Origin of the sequence: Streptomyces sp. NPDC048278 (assembly GCF_040652195.1) — a bacterium.
Lineage (GTDB): Bacteria > Actinomycetota > Actinomycetes > Streptomycetales > Streptomycetaceae > Streptomyces.
In genome coordinates this window covers 346177-363161 of the sequence record NZ_JBEZLP010000005.1, presented here as the reverse complement: position 1 = coordinate 363161, position 16985 = coordinate 346177, and the positions used below count along the sequence as shown (strand labels likewise).

General features: G+C 69.2%; 14 protein-coding genes and 1 riboswitch. Of the genes, 10 read left to right on the top strand and 4 right to left on the bottom strand.

Annotated elements, in window-relative coordinates; all coding sequences use genetic code 11:
- Positions 1 to 252: 252 nt before the first annotated feature.
- Together AB0D74_RS12390 and AB0D74_RS12385 are read left to right on the top strand one after the other, a co-directional pair.
- Entirely contained in the window at positions 253 to 660 is a 408-nt protein-coding gene (locus AB0D74_RS12390) for a DNA-binding protein (protein ID WP_362583917.1), read from the top strand.
- Positions 661 to 681: 21 nt separating this feature from the next.
- Complete coding sequence (locus tag AB0D74_RS12385) at positions 682 to 2256, top strand: LacI family DNA-binding transcriptional regulator (RefSeq protein WP_362583914.1); 1575 nt, start codon at positions 682 to 684, stop codon at positions 2254 to 2256.
- 416 nt (positions 2257 to 2672) lie between these two features.
- On the opposite strand, the gene AB0D74_RS12380 is transcribed toward AB0D74_RS12385, so the two are convergent.
- From AB0D74_RS12380 to gcvT, 4 genes are all read right to left on the bottom strand, one after another.
- The gene (locus AB0D74_RS12380) at positions 2673 to 4040 is read right to left on the bottom strand and encodes an L-serine ammonia-lyase (protein WP_362583911.1); all 1368 of its coding nucleotides are present in this window, start codon (positions 4038 to 4040) and stop codon (positions 2673 to 2675) included.
- 56 nt (positions 4041 to 4096) lie between these two features.
- Entirely contained in the window at positions 4097 to 5359 is a 1263-nt protein-coding gene (glyA, locus tag AB0D74_RS12375; protein ID WP_362584235.1) for a serine hydroxymethyltransferase, read from the bottom strand.
- A gap of 47 nt (positions 5360 to 5406) precedes the next feature.
- Positions 5407 to 5784 (bottom strand): glycine cleavage system protein GcvH, encoded by a 378-nt coding sequence (gcvH, locus tag AB0D74_RS12370; RefSeq protein WP_351491106.1) that lies wholly within the window; start codon positions 5782 to 5784, stop codon positions 5407 to 5409.
- 205 nt (positions 5785 to 5989) lie between these two features.
- Positions 5990 to 7132 (bottom strand): glycine cleavage system aminomethyltransferase GcvT, encoded by a 1143-nt coding sequence (gcvT, locus tag AB0D74_RS12365; protein ID WP_362583907.1) that lies wholly within the window; start codon positions 7130 to 7132, stop codon positions 5990 to 5992.
- 158 nt (positions 7133 to 7290) lie between these two features.
- A riboswitch (glycine riboswitch) is annotated at positions 7291 to 7388 on the bottom strand.
- Positions 7389 to 7577: 189 nt separating this feature from the next.
- Between gcvT and AB0D74_RS12360 the strand changes: the two genes are divergently transcribed.
- The 8 genes from AB0D74_RS12360 (at position 7578) to AB0D74_RS12325 (ending at position 16911) form a co-directional block, all read left to right on the top strand.
- Complete coding sequence (locus tag AB0D74_RS12360; RefSeq protein ID WP_362583904.1) at positions 7578 to 8246, top strand: AAA family ATPase; 669 nt, start codon at positions 7578 to 7580, stop codon at positions 8244 to 8246.
- Positions 8247 to 8346: 100 nt separating this feature from the next.
- The gene (locus AB0D74_RS12355; RefSeq protein ID WP_362583902.1) at positions 8347 to 9138 is read left to right on the top strand and encodes an enhanced serine sensitivity protein SseB; all 792 of its coding nucleotides are present in this window, start codon (positions 8347 to 8349) and stop codon (positions 9136 to 9138) included.
- A 157-nt stretch (positions 9139 to 9295) separates the two neighbouring features.
- Positions 9296 to 10093 carry an enhanced serine sensitivity protein SseB C-terminal domain-containing protein gene (locus AB0D74_RS12350; protein WP_362583899.1) on the top strand — a complete coding sequence of 266 codons (798 nt, stop codon included), beginning with the start codon at positions 9296 to 9298 and terminating at the stop codon, positions 10091 to 10093.
- 382 nt (positions 10094 to 10475) lie between these two features.
- Positions 10476 to 11483, top strand: coding sequence for an ABC transporter permease (locus tag AB0D74_RS12345; protein ID WP_362583896.1), 1008 nt, complete (start codon positions 10476 to 10478; stop codon positions 11481 to 11483).
- A gap of 69 nt (positions 11484 to 11552) precedes the next feature.
- Complete coding sequence (locus tag AB0D74_RS12340) at positions 11553 to 13346, top strand: ABC transporter substrate-binding protein (protein ID WP_362583893.1); 1794 nt, start codon at positions 11553 to 11555, stop codon at positions 13344 to 13346.
- Between the two features lie 111 nt (positions 13347 to 13457).
- Positions 13458 to 14456 carry an ABC transporter permease gene (locus AB0D74_RS12335; protein WP_362583890.1) on the top strand — a complete coding sequence of 333 codons (999 nt, stop codon included), beginning with the start codon at positions 13458 to 13460 and terminating at the stop codon, positions 14454 to 14456.
- On the top strand, positions 14453 to 15550 hold the full coding sequence (locus AB0D74_RS12330; RefSeq protein ID WP_362583887.1) for an ABC transporter ATP-binding protein: 1098 nt from the start codon (positions 14453 to 14455) through the stop codon (positions 15548 to 15550). The genes AB0D74_RS12335 and AB0D74_RS12330 overlap by 4 nt, the downstream gene beginning before the upstream one ends.
- A gap of 26 nt (positions 15551 to 15576) precedes the next feature.
- Entirely contained in the window at positions 15577 to 16911 is a 1335-nt protein-coding gene (locus AB0D74_RS12325) for a dipeptide ABC transporter ATP-binding protein (RefSeq protein WP_362583885.1), read from the top strand.
- Positions 16912 to 16985: the final 74 nt, after the last annotated feature.

Below are 16985 nucleotides of genomic sequence, written 5' to 3'. Positions count from 1 at the left end.
TCGAGGCCGTGGCCGATGGGGTGGTTTGAGAGCGCATGCGGGTGGTGTCGGGTATAGAGCAGTGGTCATCGGCTGAGCCTTGGGGAAGACGCTTCAGGATCTCCGAAGGAGGCCCTCCGATGACCGCTCTGCATAGTGTCTCGTTTCCTGCGCTGCTACAGCGGCTGAGCGCGTGACGAGGTCTGTCCAGCACTGCTGACCGAGCACTCTCCCTACCGAGTTGGGAACCCACTTTCCTTGCATTATTCCTCGATGCCTGCTGCCCTCGTGCGCCTCCGTCCAAGCACCAAGGACGAAGCTGCCTTGCCCCGTCTCTACCGCCCCGAGGAGATCAGCGAAGCCCTCGGCTGCTCTGCCTGGTGGGTCAAGGATCGCGCCCGGCGCAGCCTCATTCCGCATGTCCGCGTCGGCCGCGCATACCGCTTCACCGCCGAACATCTTGCCGAGATCGTCCGCCTGAACGAAGAGCGCCCGACACGAGCCCCTGGCGGCGCTGCGGTCGATGTACCCGCGACAAGGCCTTCCGCTGTTCGAGCCCGCGCCTCCCAGCCTCGTCGGCCTGCCGCCGACTTGACGACAGGGCGTCTGCAGGCCCGCCCGCCGCGTCGTATCCGGTACGAGTCCATCGCGTATCGAGCCCGCGCAAGCCACAAGCCATGAGCAGGGGGAGGTACACGGAAGTTGGGTTTCGCGGAGAGGCGCGGAAACTACTGGCGCGGTCGGTACAAGATCGCGCCAGGCAAGCACCTCACGGTCATCGATGAGAGCGGCAAGGCGATCAGGTTTGCCACCGAGGGCGAGGCCCAACGTGTCGCGACCGACGCCGAGAACAGATTCAGACATGGCGACTGGCGCGATCCGTCGATTGGACGTGAGACCTTCGGCGCGTACGCGAACCGCTGGTATGAAGCCCAGGACCTGGCGGCCTCGACGATGCAGAACTATAAGCGCCACATCGAGGAGCATCTGCTCCCCGAGTTCGAGGACAAGGAGCTTGCCGGCATTGTGCGCACCGACGTCGACCTGTGGGAGAAGAAGGAGAAGGCCGCCTACGCGGTCTCCAGCGTCAAGACCTGGCGCTCCACCCTCCACGTGATCTTCGAGGACGCGATCGACGAGGGCCTGATCGCGTCGAACCCGGCGGCCAGGCGGCGCGGGCGCGGCAAGCGCGCGGGACGCTCCCGCGAGCGAGGGCCAGAGAAGGTCGTCACCGACGCTCTCGGCATCCTGCTGACTGCGGAGAGAGCCTCCCTGCTTTCTGGCCGCGACGACGAGTTCGTCGCCATCGTACTCAAGGGGTACACCGGTATGCGGTGGGGTGAAATTGTCGGCCTGGAGGCGGAGTTCGCCCGCCCCCGCTCCATCCGCATCGAGTGGCAATTGTACGAACTTGACACGGGCGAGTTGGTGCGGTGTCCACCCAAGGACGACAGTTACCGCGCTATCGACGCGATGGACTGGTTGTCGGCCCTGGTCGCCAACCATGTCGCACGCACGAAGTTGACGCCCTGTCCGTGTCACGGCAAGACCTACGTCTTCCGGGGGCAGGGCGCGGGTAGCACCGGCGGCCACCAGGGCACAAGGCTCGTCGATGTCGCTCGTCGTGCCGAAGTCTCCACCGGCACGGCGTCGAACGTCCTCAACCAACCCGATCGCGTTACCGAAGCCAAACGGGTCAAGGTAGAGCAGGCTATCGCCGACCTGGGGTTCGTGCGGGGCGGCATGGTGTCGGAGCGCCCTGCCCACTGGCGTCGAAACGGCTTCGCGACGTGGCTGTTCACCCCAGCGGTCTCCGGCTGGTATCCGAAAAAGGCACCGCAGGAGGCCCGCCCCGTACCGCTGCTCGGCGAGCCCTGGCCCGGCGTCCCGGTCCGAGGACGCGGAGCCGGCGACCGGGCTGACACTTGCTGGCTCCCGATCGCCAAGGGCCTAACACCCCACGGCCTTCGCCACACCCACCGAACCGTGATGGAGGACCTCGGCACCGAGAAGGTCCTCATGGACCAACGCATAGGCCACATCGACGGCTCGGTGTCGGCGCGCTACGCCCACGTCACCCCTGGCATGCGTGAACGCCTCGTGCTCGGCCTGACCGAGCAGTGGGAGACGGCGCTCGACGCTCGATTGGCCCTTTACCCGACGTCCCCGGTGCGCGTGCTCAACGATCTCCTGCGCACACGCGCGTCCATGGTCCAACCGAGTCGCCATCGGTCCGCACCCTGCTGCCCGTCATGGAGACCTGCAGACTCTGCCTGAATGCGGACTCACGATTCACGCGTCGCCGAAACGCGCCCCCCTCCCCGCGTCCGCGAGGGGATGTTCCGGTGACCGGTCCGTCGAGATCGGTGGGCTGGACTGTTCCCTGTGCCTGCAGGGGGTAGTCCCGGTGGTCCCGGCTTCGACCGAAGCCCGCTGGTCATCGCCGGCTTCGCGCTCGCAGGGAAGGAACCGAGTCGGGTATCGCTTCCCACTCGCCAGCCAGAGCCGGTGGAACACTCGCGTGCGCGACCGCTCACGGGCGTCGAGCATCCACGATCTCTGGGGATATCCCGGGGACTTTTCGGGGACTTTCACGTCTATCTCAGGGACTTCCCGGGGACTTTCCGCCGCGTAAGCAGGGAAGGCCCCGACAGCGCCGAAAGACACGAACGTGCTGGTCAGGGCCTGGTCCCTCAGCACTCGATGATGTTCACCGCCAGCCCGCCCCGGGCCGTCTCCTTGTACTTGACGCTCATGTCGGCGCCCGTGTCCTTCATGGTCTTGATGACCTTGTCGAGGGACACCTTGTGGGAGCCGTCGCCGCGCATGGCCATGCGGGCCGCGGTGACCGCCTTGACCGCGGCCATGCCGTTGCGCTCGATGCAGGGGATCTGGACGAGGCCGCCGACCGGGTCGCAGGTGAGGCCGAGGTTGTGCTCCATGCCGATCTCGGCCGCGTTCTCGACCTGTTCGGGGGAGCCGCCGAGGACCTCGGCGAGCGCGCCCGCCGCCATCGAGCAGGCCGAGCCGACCTCGCCCTGGCAGCCGACCTCGGCGCCGGAGATGGACGCGTTCTCCTTGAAGAGCATGCCGATCGCGCCGGCGGCGAGGAGGAAGCGGACGACCCCGTCCTCGTCGGCGCCGGGCACGAAGTTGATGTAGTAGTGCAGGACGGCGGGGATGATGCCGGCCGCGCCGTTCGTGGGGGCGGTGACCACCCGGCCGCCGGCCGCGTTCTCCTCGTTCACGGCCATCGCGTAGAGCGTGATCCACTCCATGGCGTGGGCCAGCGGGTCGCCCTCGGCGCGGAGCTGGCGCGCGGTCACGGCGGCCCGGCGCTTCACCCGGAGGCCGCCCGGCAGGATGCCCTCGCGGGACATGCCGCGGGAGACGCACGCCTGCATCACCCGCCAGATGTCCAGCAGGCCCTCGCGGATCTGCTCCTCGGTGCGCCAGGCCCGCTCGTTCTCCAGCATCAGCGCGGAGATCGACAGACCCGTGTCCTTCGTCAGGCGCAGCAGCTCGTCGCCCGTGCGGAAGGGGTACTTCAGGACCGTGTCGTCCAGCACGATGCGGTCCGCGCCGACCGCGTCCTCGTCGACGACGAACCCGCCGCCGACCGAGTAGTACGTCTTGGAGAGGAGTTCGGCCCCGGACGCGTCGTGGGCCCAGAGGGTCATGCCGTTCGCGTGGTAGGGAAGCGCCTTGCGGCGGTGCAGCTTGAGGTCGTCGTCGAAGGAGAACGGGATCTCGTGCTCGCCGAGCAGGGACAGGCGCTTCGTGGTCCTGATCGTCTCGATGCGGTCGTCGGCCGTCTCCACGTCCACCGTGCGCGGCGAGGCGCCCTCCAGGCCGAGCAGCACCGCCTTCGGGGTGCCGTGGCCGTGGCCGGTCGCGCCCAGGGAGCCGTACAGCTCGGCGCGTATGGAGGCGACGGAGGGCAGCAGGTCCTCGTTGTGCAGGCGGCGGGCGAACATCCGGGCCGCGCGCATCGGGCCGACGGTGTGGGAGCTCGACGGGCCGATGCCGATCGAGAACAGGTCGAAGACCGAGATGGCCACGGGAACTCCTTGGAAAAGGGCGGGGGCACACGCCGTCGGGTGCCCCCACCAGGGAACTACTTGTTCAGACCGGGGTAAAGCGGGTGCTTCGCCGTCAGTGCCTCGACCCGGGCCCCGAGGGCCGCCGCGTCGTAGGACGGCTTCAGCGTCTCGGCGATCACGTCCGCGACCTCGGCGAAGTCCTCGGCCGTGAAGCCGCGGGTGGCCAGCGCCGGGGTGCCGATCCGCAGACCCGAGGTGACCATCGGGGGCCGCGGGTCGTTCGGGACGGCGTTGCGGTTGACCGTGATGCCGACCTCGTGGAGGCGGTCCTCGGCCTGCCGGCCGTCCAGCTCGGACTCGCGCAGGTCGACGAGGATCAGGTGCACGTCCGTGCCGCCGGACAGGACGTTCACGCCGGCCTCGCGGGCGTCGGCGGCGGTGAGCCGCTCCGCCAGGATCCGCGCACCCTCCACCGTACGGCGCTGGCGCTCCTTGAAGTCCGCCGAGGCGGCGACCTTGAAGGAGACCGCCTTCGCCGCGATCACGTGCTCCAGGGGACCGCCCTGGAAGCCCGGGAAGACGGACGAGTTCAGCTTCTTCGCGAAGGCCTGCTTGGCGAGGATGATGCCGCCGCGGGGGCCGCCGAGGGTCTTGTGGGTAGTGGAGGTGACCACGTCCGCGTAGGGGACCGGGTTCGGGTGCAGCCCGGCCGCGACCAGGCCGGCGAAGTGGGCCATGTCGACCCACAGGTACGCCTCGACCTCGTCGGCGATCCGGCGGAACTCCGCGAAGTCCAGCTGCCGCGGGTACGCCGACCAGCCCGCGATGATCACCTTCGGGCGGTGCTCCTTGGCCAGCCGCTCCACCTCGGCCATGTCGACCAGGCCGGCGTCGTCGACGTGGTAGGCGACCACGTCGAACTGCTTGCCGGAGAAGTTCAGGCGCATGCCGTGGGTCAGGTGACCGCCGTGGGCGAGGTCCAGGCCGAGGATGGTGTCCCCGGGCTGGGCCAGCGCGAACAGGGCCGCCTGGTTGGCGGAGGCACCGGAGTGCGGCTGCACGTTGGCGTACTCGGCGCCGAACAGCTCCTTCACCCGGTCGATGGCGATCTGCTCGGTGACGTCGACGTGCTCGCAGCCGCCGTAGTAGCGGCGGCCCGGGTAGCCCTCGGCGTACTTGTTGGTGAGGACCGAGCCCTGCGCCTCCATGACCGCGAGCGGAGCGAAGTTCTCCGAGGCGATCATCTCCAGGGTGGACTGCTGGCGCACCAGTTCGGCGTCGACCGCGGCGGCTACCTCGGGGTCGAGCTCGTGCAGGGGCGTGTTCAGCGTATGCAAAGCGGACATCTGTTGTACGACTCCTAGGCCGGGGTCTGCGGCGGCTCTCAGCCGGCGGTGAAGGCGGTGTACTCGTCGGCGGAGAGCAGGTCGCCCGGCTCGTCCGTGACCCGCACCTTGAACAGCCAGCCGCCCTCGAAGGGGGCCGAGTTCACCAGGGACGGGTCGTCGACGACGTCCTCGTTGACCGCGGTGATCTCACCGGTGACCGGCGCGTACAGGTCGGACACCGACTTGGTCGACTCCAGCTCGCCGCAGGACTCGCCCGCGGTCACCGTGTCGCCGACCGCCGGGAGCTGGACGAAGACGACGTCACCGAGCGCGTTGGCCGCGTGCTCCGTGATGCCGACCGTCGCCACGCCGTCCTCGGCGGCCGTCAGCCACTCGTGCTCCTTGCTGTAACGCAGCTGCTGGGGGTTGCTCATGGCCTGAATTCTCCTGTACGCGGGGGAGTGCTGGTGAAGGGGGGGACTGCTGGGAACGTGCGTGACCTGCGGTGATGTGGGCGAGGTCACGCCGGTCGGCTGCGGTCGGCTGCGGTCGGCTGCGGTCGGCTGCGGTCGGCTCCGGACGGGTCCAGAAGGATCCGTCCGGCTCCGGACGGCTCCGGACCGGTCCGGTGGCGTCCGGCTACTTCTGGCGCTTGTAGAACGGCAGCCGCACGACCTCGTACGGCTCGTGGCTGCCCCGGATGTCCACGCCGACGCCCGCCGTGCCCGGCGCCGAGTGCGCCGCGTCGACGTACGCCATGGCGATCGGCCTGCCCAGGGTCGGGGAGGGGGCGCCCGAGGTGACCTCGCCGATCACCTCGCCGCCGGCGACCACCTGGTATCCGGCGCGCGGCACCCGGCGGCCCTCGGCGACCAGGCCGACGAGCACCCGCGGCGGGTTCTGCTCCGCACGGGCGGCGGCCTCGGCGAGCGCCGCGCGCCCCACGAAGTCGCCCTCCTTCTCGAACTTGACCACCCGGCCGAGCCCGGCGTCGAAGGGGGTGAGCGAGGTGGTGAGCTCGTGCCCGTACAGCGGCATGCCCGCCTCCAGCCGCAGCGTGTCCCGGCAGGACAGCCCGCACGGCACCAGGCCCACCGCGGAACCGGCCTTGGTCAGCGCCTGCCACAGCTCCACCGCGTGCTCCGGCTTCACGAACAGCTCGAAGCCGTCCTCGCCGGTGTAGCCGGTGCGCGCGATCAGCGCCGGGACGCCGGCGACGGTGCCGGGCAGCCCGGCGTAGTACTTCAGGCCGTCCAGGTCGGCGTCGGTGAGGGACGCGAGGATGCCCGGGGACTCGGGGCCCTGGACGGCGAGCAGCGCGTACGCGTCCCGGTCGTCGCGGACCTCGGCGTCGAACCCGGCGGACCGCTCCACGAGCGCGTCGAGGACGACCTGGGCGTTGGAGGCGTTGGCGACGACGAGGTACTCGGAAGCAGCGGCCTCCGTCTCGGCCAGCCGGTAGACGATCAGGTCGTCCAGGATGCCGCCGTCGGCGCGGCAGATCATGGTGTAGCGGGCCCGGCCCACGCCGACGGAGGCGATGTTGCCGACCAGGGCGTGGTTCAGCAGGGCGGCGGCCTGCGGCCCGGTCACGGTGATCTCGCCCATGTGGGAGAGGTCGAAGAGCCCGGCCCGGGTCCGTACGGCGACGTGCTCGTCGCGCTCGGAGCCGTAGCGCAGGGGCATGTCCCAGCCGGCGAAGTCGGTCATGGTCGCGCCGAGCGAGCGGTGCAGGGCGTCGAGCGCGGTACGGCGGGGTGCGGAGGAATCGGTACTGCTCATCGGTCGGTCGTCTCCCGAAGGTCCCAAGGGCATGACAGGCGAGGGCTGTCCTCCCCATCTGTCATCGGAACCTGAGAGGTTCGCCCTGACCACGGACGTGATCACGGCTTGCACCTTGGGTGGAGCCACTGACACAGCGGCCCGCTTTTCAGATGTGCCTCGCCCGCGCGGTAACGGGGCCTGAGAGATTCAAGGGAGGGACTTGCTCCTTCGGCGCCCCAGCGAAGACGGCTGGGGACTCTCCCGCGCGGATTCAAGCGGCCGGTATGCAGTTGGCGCGGACATCATTGCACGCCGCCCGGGGCCGTGGCAGGCCGGACCTGCCCCTCCGTTCTGTGACGGGCCTGTGGCAGAACGCGTACGGAACCGCGAGGCACCGTGCATTACCTTCTCTTTACGTTAAGTGGGGAGAACCTTTCCTGAACCCCCAGGGAGGACGGTCACGGTGACAAGGACCACGGCATTCGCGACGACGACGGGCATCGCCCTGCCCCAGCAGCCGACGGCCCCGGCCCGCGAGCGGCGCGGCGAGGTCCCCGCACCGGTCGTCCGCGATCTGCGCGACCGCGCCGGGCACAGCCCGCACGGCCTGCTCTTCGGCCCCCGGGACCTGGTGGTGGTCACCGGGCTGCCCGGCAGCGGCAAGTCCACGCTGATGCACCGCACCGTCCAGGGCATCCGCATCGACTCCCAGGACACCCGCGACCGCTGGGACGCCCGGCTGGCCCGGCTCCTGCCGTACGCCGCCTACCGCCCGCTGGTCCGCCTCGCCCACTACGCCGGGCTGCGCCGGGCCCTGGGCACCGGTGAGGGCGTGGTCGTGCACGACTGCGGGACCCAGGCCTGGGTGCGGGACTGGCTGGCCCGGGCGGCCCGCCGCCGCGGCGGCACCCTGCACCTGCTGCTCCTCGACGTCACGCCGGGCACGGCGCTGGACGGCCAGCGCGAGCGCGGCCGGGGCGTCTCCCGGTACGCCTTCCTGCGCCACCGCCGGGCGGCCGGGCGGCTGCTGCGCGCGGCGGAGAAGGGGAAGCTGCCCGAGGGCGTCGGCTCGGCGGTCCTCCTCGACCGGGACGCGGCGGACGTACTGCGCCGGATCGCCTTCGCGCGCTGAGCGCCCGAAGGCGGCCCGAACCGGCTGGTGGGGTGGCTTTGTCGGTGTCACCCGCTAGCCTTTCCAGCCTCAGCAGCGGTTTCCAGCAGGCGGTAGGCAGATGGACTTCCCGGCGGACATTCCCGCGGACTTCCCGGCACAGGCGCACCCCCACCCGCACGGCGGGTGGCCCGGCAACGAACTGGAGGAGGTCCTGTCGGCCTCCCTCGGCATGCCCGCGGCGGCGGGCCGGCTCATCGAGGTACTGGGCCGGAGCTTCCTGTGGATCCCGCTGCCCGAGGGCGGCGGCCCGCACAGCGGCCCGCTGGACCTGCCCACCACGCAGATCGAGGGCCAGGTGTACGTGCCGGTCTTCAGCTCCGAGGAGCAGTTCCGTCAGGTGGCCGGCTCCCACCTGTCGTACACGATCGCCCCGGCGGTCGAGTTCGCCCGCGGGCTGCCCCCGCAGGTCGGCATCGCCGTGAACCCCGGGGGAGTGGTCGGGGTCCCGCTGCCGCCGGAGGCGGTCGCCCAGCTCTGCCGGGCCGGCCGCACCGTGCTGGACGGCCCCGCCTCCGGCGGCCGGGTCCGCCTCTTCGAACCGGACTGGCAGGACGACCCGATGGACTTCCTGGCCGCGGCGTCCGCGGAGTTCGCGGCGATCGGCGTGGTCGCCTCGGCCCGCCGCTGCCTCGCCGCGGTCGAGACGGCCGACCCGGTGATGTTCGTGGGCGTCGAACTCTCCCAGTGGGAGGGCGACTTGCGTGCCCTGCCCCTGGAGGCCCTCGGCAAGGCGCTGGGCCGCGCCCCGGTGCGCTGGCCGGTGAACCTGGTCCTGCTCGACGTGGCGGACGACCCGGTGGGCCACTGGATGCGGGAGAACGTCCGGCCCTTCTACCAGTACGGCCACTGAAACGTGCCCCGTCAGGGGCGCGGGGAACTGCGCGAAGTACCACGACGGACCCGCACCCGCCGACGGACCGGCAGTCCCCGCCCCCTGGGCGCATAAGCTGTCTCCAAACGCGGGGCGCCCTCCAGACGCGGGGCACCAGATGAAGGGGCGGTAACACGTGAGCGCCAGCGGCACCGCGGCGACCGGACAGGTCGAGCACATGCTGCGCCAGGTAACCCCCGGGCGCTACGACGCCTACGAGGCACTCCTCCGCGCCCTCGCCACGCCCTCCTCCGGCCAGATCTGGATGCTGCTCTGGCACGGCCAGGCCGGCTCCCCCGACGCCCAGTACGGGAACATGGAGGTCGAGGGCCACGGCTACGCCCCCTGCGTGACCTCGGCCCAGGAGCTCTCCGCGAGCGGCTGGAACCGCTCGTACGAGGTGGTCGACGGCATCGACGTGGCCCGCACGCTCTACCCCGACCACTTCGGCCTCTGGCTCAACCCGCACGCCCCCGGCGGCGGCGTCGGCATCCCCTGGCTGGACCTGCGCCGCATCGCCACCGGCCTGGACCGTCAGCCGGCCGGCCCGCTGCGGCTCGCCGAACCGGCCATCGAGGTCCCGCAGTTCTACGCCCTGCTCACGCAGAACGCCCACCGCACCCCCGCGGTCCGCTCGCTGCGCCGCGCCTGGGTGCAGCCGGCCCTCGGGGCGCCGTACCTCGCGATCGGCCTGGACGTGTACGACACCTCGCCGCCGGCCGTCGACTCGGTGCGGGGGATGATGCAGCAGTCGATCGGGGCGGTGCCGGACGGACTTCCGGTGTCGACGGTCGCGATGACCGACGAGTACGACCCGGTCGTGATGTGGATGCGGGCGACGGCACGGCCGTTCTACGACCGCGAGGCCCACGCGGCGCTGCCGCCCGCGCCGGTGACGGGGTACGGGTATCCACCGGCCCAGGGCGGCTACTGACCCTCACCGCACCCGCCTTCGCGCCTTCCGGCCGAGGGGCGAGCGGCGTGACCTGGGTCACGTGCCTGCCGGTGGTGATTGAATGGCGAGACCTGCCTCCGGGGGGAGTCTCTGCGCGTAGATGAGGGGCTTTGGGTAGGTGACGCGGTGATGCGTCACCTTTGTCCCTGTCCGGCAGGCGTTACCCGTCGTTCGGATAACGAAACGCCTTGCTCGTATCACGGTTGCGCATCCATTCACCGCCAAGTCTGGCAACCAGTCGCCACGGCGTTGAAGACTCGCGCCCTATGGGGTGTTCAACCCTGCCCAGCAGAGAGCGATCATGCCGCTACCAGCGGCAAGTGCAAGCCGGCTACCGCCGGTTGAGAGGGGTCCCTGCCAGATGACGGCACCATTGCACGAGCCGACCGCGGAAGCGGCCCCGAGCGCGGCCGAAGAAGCGGCGGCTGCCACCGCCGGCGACAAGGCCGTGCAGGGGCGTTCCCTGGGCCGGATCGCCTGGGAGCGCCTCAAGCGCGACAAGCTCGCCCTCGCGGGCGGCATAGTCGTGCTCCTCCTCATCCTGGTCGCCGTCCTCGCCCCAGTGATCGCCAACCTGATCGGGCAGGATCCGGACACCTTCCACGAGAGCCTGATCGACCCTCTGTTCGGCACCCCCACGGGGTCGTTGGGCGGCATCAGCGGCGACCACCTGCTCGGCGTCGAGCCCGTCAACGGCCGCGACATCTTCGCGCGGATCCTCTACGGTGCCCGGATCTCGCTGCTCGTCGGCTTCCTGTCCGCGATCGTCGCCGTCGTGCTCGGCACCGTCCTCGGCATCCTGGCCGGCTTCTTCGGCGGCTGGGTCGACTCGACGATCAGCCGCGTCATGGACGGTCTGCTGGCCTTCCCGCAGCTGCTCTTCATCATCGCGCTGGTCTCCGTGATGCCGAACGAAATGCTGGGGCTGAGCGGTTCCAGCGTGCGGGTCTTCGTGATGATCCTGGTCATCGGCTTCTTCGGCTGGCCGTACATCGGACGCGTGGTGCGCGGACAGACCCTCTCGATGCGCGAGCGGGAGTACGTCGAGGCCGCCCGATCCCTGGGTGCCGGGCGCTTCTACATCCTGTTCAAGGAACTGCTGCCCAACCTGGTCGCGCCGATCATCGTGTACACGACGATGATGATCCCCACCAACATCCTCACCGAGGCGGCACTCAGCTTCCTGGGCGTGGGCGTCAAGCCGCCCACGTCCTCCTGGGGGCAGATGCTCTCCACCGCGATCGACTACTACGACTCGGACCCCATGTACATGGTCGTCCCCGGCGTGGCGATCTTCATCACCGTTCTGGCCTTCAACCTCTTCGGCGACGGCGTGCGAGACGCGCTGGACCCGAAGGGCTCCCGCTGAACCGCCTTACCCCAAGCGTCCCGTGCCATCTACACGGGGTCTCTCATCAAATCCGGAGGATCCGAGATCGTGACTACCCAACGCGCCTCAGGGCGGCGTAAGCAGGCGTTTGCCGCTGCTGCCGCGGTCGCCGGCATGCTGGCCTTGGCAGCGTGCGGCGGCGGCAAGAGCGACGACGGTGGTTCGAAGACCGGCGCCGCCGGCTTCGACGCGGCGAACAACAAGGTCGCCCAGGCCTCGCTGGTCAAGAAGGGCGGCGAGCTGAAGTTCGTCTCCGCTCAGGACGCCGACTTCTGGGACACCACGCGCGGTTACTACGGCTTCATGTGGGACTTCTCGCGCTACTACAGCCGTCAGCTGCTCACCTTCAAGACCGAGCCGGGCGCCGCGGGCGCCGAGCTGACGCCCGACCTGGCCACCGACATGGGACAGGTCTCGGCCGACGGCAAGACGTACACGTTCCACCTGCGTGACGGGATCACGTGGGAGGACGGCAAGACCATCACCTCCCAGGACATCAAGTACGGCATCGAGCGGGTCTGGGCCCAGGACGTGCTGTCCGGCGGTCCGATCTACCTCCAGCAGATGCTCGACCCCAAGGGCACCTACAAGGGTCCCTACAAGGACACCTCGAAGGACAAGCTCGGCCTGAAGGCGATCTCCACGCCCGACGCCAAGACGATCGTCTTCCACCTGCCCACGGCGAACTCGGACTTCAAGCAGGTCCTCGCCATGGTCTCGGCGTCCCCGGTCCGCCAGGACAAGGACACCAAGGCGAAGTACACGCTGCACCCGTTCTCCTCCGGTCCGTACAAGTTCCAGTCGTACAGCCCGGGCAAGAAGCTGGTGCTGGTCCGCAACACCAACTGGAAGGCGTCCTCGGACCCGGTGCGCAAGGCGTACCCGGACACGATCTCGCTGACGATCTCCTCGAACCAGTCCGACATGGACCAGCGTCTGATCAACGGCGACTACGACATCGACGCCGGCCAGACGGGTCTGGGTCCGCAGGGCCGCACCATCGCCCTGAAGGAGCACAAGGCCAACCTGGACAACCCGGTCTCCGGCTTCATCCGTTACGCGGTCTTCCCGCAGAACGTGAAGCCGTTCGACAACATCGAGTGCCGCAAGGCGGTCATCTACGCGGCCGACCACGTGTCGCTGCAGACCGCGCGCGGTGGCCCGATCGCCGGTGGTGACATCGGCACCAACATGCTCCCGCCCGCCATCACCGGTGGCGAGGGCCAGAAGTACGACCCGTACGGGATCTCCGGTGCCAACAAGACCGGCAACGACGACCTGGCCAAGAAGGCGCTGAAGGCCTGCGGTCAGCCGAACGGGTTCAAGACCACCATCGCCGTCCGCAACAACAAGCAGCAGGAGGTGGCCACGGCCACGTCCCTGCAGGCGGCGCTGAAGAAGGTCGGCATCCAGGCCGACATCTACCAGTACGACGGTTCGCAGAGCTCCGGCATCATCGGCTCCCCCTCGAACGTCGCGAAGAAGAAGCTCGGCATCATCATCATGGGCTGGGGCGCGGACTTCCCGACCGTCCAGGGCTTCGGTGCCCCGCTGTGGGACAGCAACTACATCCTGCAGAGCGGTAACAACAACTTCGCCATGATCAAGGACAAGACGATCGACGGGTTGTTCGACCAGTACAACACCGCGCAGGACGAGTCGAAGAAGACGCAGATCGCCACGGAGATCAACCACAAGGTGACCGAGGGCGCGTACTACCTGCCCTTCACCTTCGAGCGACTCCTGAACTGGCGTTCCTCGCGTATCGCCAACGTGTACACGACGAACGCGTACAGCGGCTACTACGACTTCGTCAACATCGGTCTGAAGTCCACGAAGTAATCCCGGCACACCCGCCGTACGGCACGAAAGGCAGGTGAAGGCCGGCGCGGCGGGACCGCGGGCCACCGGAAGACCTCCGGGGGCCCGCGGTCCCGCGGCGGGCCGTTAGCTGTGCTCGCTTACCTCATCAGGCGGCTGTTCGCCGCCGCAGTGATGCTGGTGGTCATCATCCTGGTGGTCTTCTGCATCTTCTTCCTCGTCCCCAAGTGGGCGGGCGTGGACATCGCCACGAGTTTCGTGGGCAAGCAGGCCGACCCTCACGCCGTCGCGGCGGTGCGGGAGAAGCTGGGTCTGGGCGACCCGATCTTCGTGCAGGTCTGGCACTTCTTCAAGGGCATCTTCGTGGGCCGCACCTACGCGGCCGGCGGTGACATCACCCACTGTGCCGCGCCGTGCTTCGGCTACTCCTTCCGTAGCGAGCAGGCCGTCTGGCCGGTGCTGACCGACCGCTTCCCGGTGACCCTGGGTCTCGCGCTCGGCGCCGCCGTGCTGTGGCTGGTCTTCGGTGTCGCGGCGGGTGTGCTCTCCGCGCTCAAGCGGGGCAGCATCTGGGACCGCACGGCCATGGTGGTCGCGCTCGGCGGTGTGTCCCTGCCCATCTACTTCACCGGTCTGCTCTCGCTCGCCGTCTTCAGTTACGGGCTGAACTGGATCAACGGCCAGTACGTGCCGCTGGACCAGAGCTTCTCCGGCTGGCTCGGCGGCATGATCCTGCCCTGGATCACCCTCGCCTTCCTCTACGCCGCCATGTACGCCCGCATCACACGCGCCACCATGCTGGAGATCCTCGGCGAGGACTACATCCGCACGGCACGCGCGAAGGGCCTCAAGGAACACGTCGTCATCGGCAAGCACGCCATGCGCTCCACGATGACGCCGATCCTGACCATGCTCGGCATGGACCTCGGTGCTCTCATCGGCGGCGCCATCCTGACCGAGACGACGTTCAGTCTGCCGGGCCTCGGCCAGGCGGTGCTGACCGCCATCAAGAACCAGGACCTGCCCATCATCCTGGGCGTCACCCTGATCACTTCTCTCGCGGTGCTGATCGCCAACCTCGTGGTGGACATCCTGTACGCCGTGATCGACCCCCGAGTGAGGCTCTCATGACCGAACTGAGCAAGAGCGGTGCGGCCGTGGGCGAGCCCACGAGCGGCTCGCAGGCTCCGACGGCCTTCCTGGAAGTGCGCGACCTGAAGGTGCACTTCCCGACCGACGACGGCCTGGTCAAGTCCGTCGACGGGCTCTCCTTCCAGCTGGAGAAGGGCAAGACCCTCGGCATCGTGGGCGAGTCCGGCTCCGGCAAGTCGGTGACCTCGCTCGGCATCCTGGGCCTGCACACCGCCGGGCAGTACGGCAAGCGCAAGCCCCAGATCTCCGGCGAGATCTGGCTGGACGGCACCGAGCTGCTCAGCAGCCCGCCGGACGAGGTGCGCAAGCTCCGCGGCCGTCAGATGTCCATGATCTTCCAGGACCCGCTGTCGGCGCTGCACCCGTACTACACGATCGGCCACCAGATCGTGGAGGCGTACCGCATCCACCACAACGTCGACAAGAAGACCGCCAAGCGGCGCGCGGTCGAGATGCTCGACCGGGTGGGCATCCCCCAGCCGGACAAGCGGGTCGACAGCTACCCGCACGAGTTCTCCGGCGGTATGCGCCAGCGCGCGATGATCGCGATGTCGCTGGTCAACAACCCCGAACTGCTCATCGCGGACGAGCCGACGACCGCCCTGGACGTGACCGTCCAGGCGCAGATCCTCGACCTGATCCGGGACCTGCAGACGGAGTTCGGCTCCGCGGTCATCATCATCACCCACGACCTGGGCGTCGTCGCCGAACTCGCGGACGACATCCTGGTGATGTACGGCGGTCGCTGTGTGGAGCGCGGCCCGGCCGACAAGGTGTTCTACGAGCCCCGGCACCCCTACACCTGGGGTCTGCTCGGCTCGATGCCGCGCCTCGACCGTGAGCAGCAGGAGCGCCTGATCCCGGTGAAGGGCTCCCCGCCCTCACTGATCAACATCCCGTCCGGCTGCGCCTTCAACCCCCGCTGCCCGTACGCGGACGTCCCCAAGGACAACGTCACCCGCACGGTCCGTCCGGAGCTGACCGAGGTCGGCGGCCGGCACTGGGCCGCCTGCCACATGACGCAGGAGCAGCGGGAGCGGATCTGGACCGAAGAGATTGCGCCGAAGCTGTGAGCGAGAAACCCACCAAGGACGCGGCAGTGACCATTCCTGCGCAGAGCGACGGTGACGTCTCCACCCGGGGCGTCGCCCAGGGCGAGACCCTGCTCAAGGTGACCGGGCTCCAGAAGCACTTCCCGATCAAGAAGGGCCTGCTCCAGCGGCAGGTCGGTGCCGTGCACGCGGTCGACGGGCTGGACTTCGAGGTCAAGGCCGGTGAAACCCTCGGCGTCGTGGGCGAGTCCGGCTGCGGCAAGTCGACGATGGGCCGGCTGATCACCCGGCTGCTCGAACCGACCGGCGGCAAGGTCGAGTTCGAGGGCAAGGACATCACGCACCTCGGTGTCGGCGGCATGCGACCGCTGCGCCGCGACGTGCAGATGATCTTCCAGGACCCGTACTCCTCGCTGAACCCGCGCCACACCATCGGCACGATCATCGGAGCGCCCTTCAAGCTCCAGGGCGTGACTCCGGAGGGCGGCGTCAGGAAGGAAGTGCAGCGGCTGCTGTCGGTGGTCGGTCTCAACCCCGAGCACTACAACCGCTACCCGCACGAGTTCTCCGGCGGTCAGCGCCAGCGCATCGGCATCGCCCGCGCGCTCGCCCTGAAGCCGAAGCTGGTGGTGGCCGACGAGCCCGTCTCCGCCCTGGACGTCTCGATCCAGGCGCAGGTCGTGAACCTCATGGACGACCTCCAGGAGGAACTCGGCCTGACGTACGTGATCATCGCGCACGACCTCTCGGTCGTCCGGCACGTCTCGGACCGCATCGCGGTGATGTACCTCGGCAAGATCGTCGAACTGGCCGACCGGGACTCGCTGTACAAGGCGCCGATGCACCCGTACACCAAGGCGCTGATGTCGGCCGTGCCGATCCCGGACCCGAAGCGCCGCGGTCAGAAGAGCGAGCGCATCCTGCTCCAGGGTGACGTGCCGTCGCCGATCTCGCCGCCGTCGGGCTGCCGCTTCCACACCCGCTGCTGGAAGGCGACGGAGATCTGCCGGACGGCCGAGCCCGCGCTCGTCGAGCTGAAGCCCGGCCAGCAGGTCGCCTGCCACCACCCGGAGAACTTCGCCGACCAGGCCCCGCAGGACACCGTCCTGCTGACCGTGGCGAAGCAGGCCGCGGAACTGGTGGGCGAGGCGGCCCTGGAGGAGTCGGCGGAGACGTCGGCCGCGGTGGCCGCACTGGAGGCCGAGCACCAGTCGGACGCGGCGGCCGAGACCGCCGAGGAGTCCGCGGCCGAAGCCTCCGAGGACACCGGGACCGCGGAGGACGCCGAGTCTTCCGAGGGCACCGGGACCTCCGAGGCCGCCGAAGGCCCGGACGAGGGCACAGCCGAGGCACAGGAGTCACAGGAGCCAACCGGCAAGTAGCGCATGACACGACTTTGCAAAGTCATGTACATGTCTTAACGGGAGAGCGCAGAGTCGACCGTGTCCGTCCACTG

What these genes read in the sequence shown, in the direction of transcription:
- AB0D74_RS12330 (WP_362583887.1), top strand. Translation starts at nt 14,453, where the DNA reads ATGACCGAACTGAGCAAGAGCGGTGCGGCCGTGGGCGAGCCCACGAGC.
- AB0D74_RS12355 (WP_362583902.1), top strand. Translation starts at nt 8,347, where the DNA reads ATGGACTTCCCGGCGGACATTCCCGCGGACTTCCCGGCACAGGCGCAC.
- AB0D74_RS12345 (WP_362583896.1), top strand. Translation starts at nt 10,476, where the DNA reads ATGACGGCACCATTGCACGAGCCGACCGCGGAAGCGGCCCCGAGCGCG.
- AB0D74_RS12390 (WP_362583917.1), top strand. Translation starts at nt 253, where the DNA reads ATGCCTGCTGCCCTCGTGCGCCTCCGTCCAAGCACCAAGGACGAAGCT.
- gcvH (WP_351491106.1), bottom strand. Translation starts at nt 5,784, where the DNA reads ATGAGCAACCCCCAGCAGCTGCGTTACAGCAAGGAGCACGAGTGGCTG.
- gcvT (WP_362583907.1), bottom strand. Translation starts at nt 7,132, where the DNA reads ATGAGCAGTACCGATTCCTCCGCACCCCGCCGTACCGCGCTCGACGCC.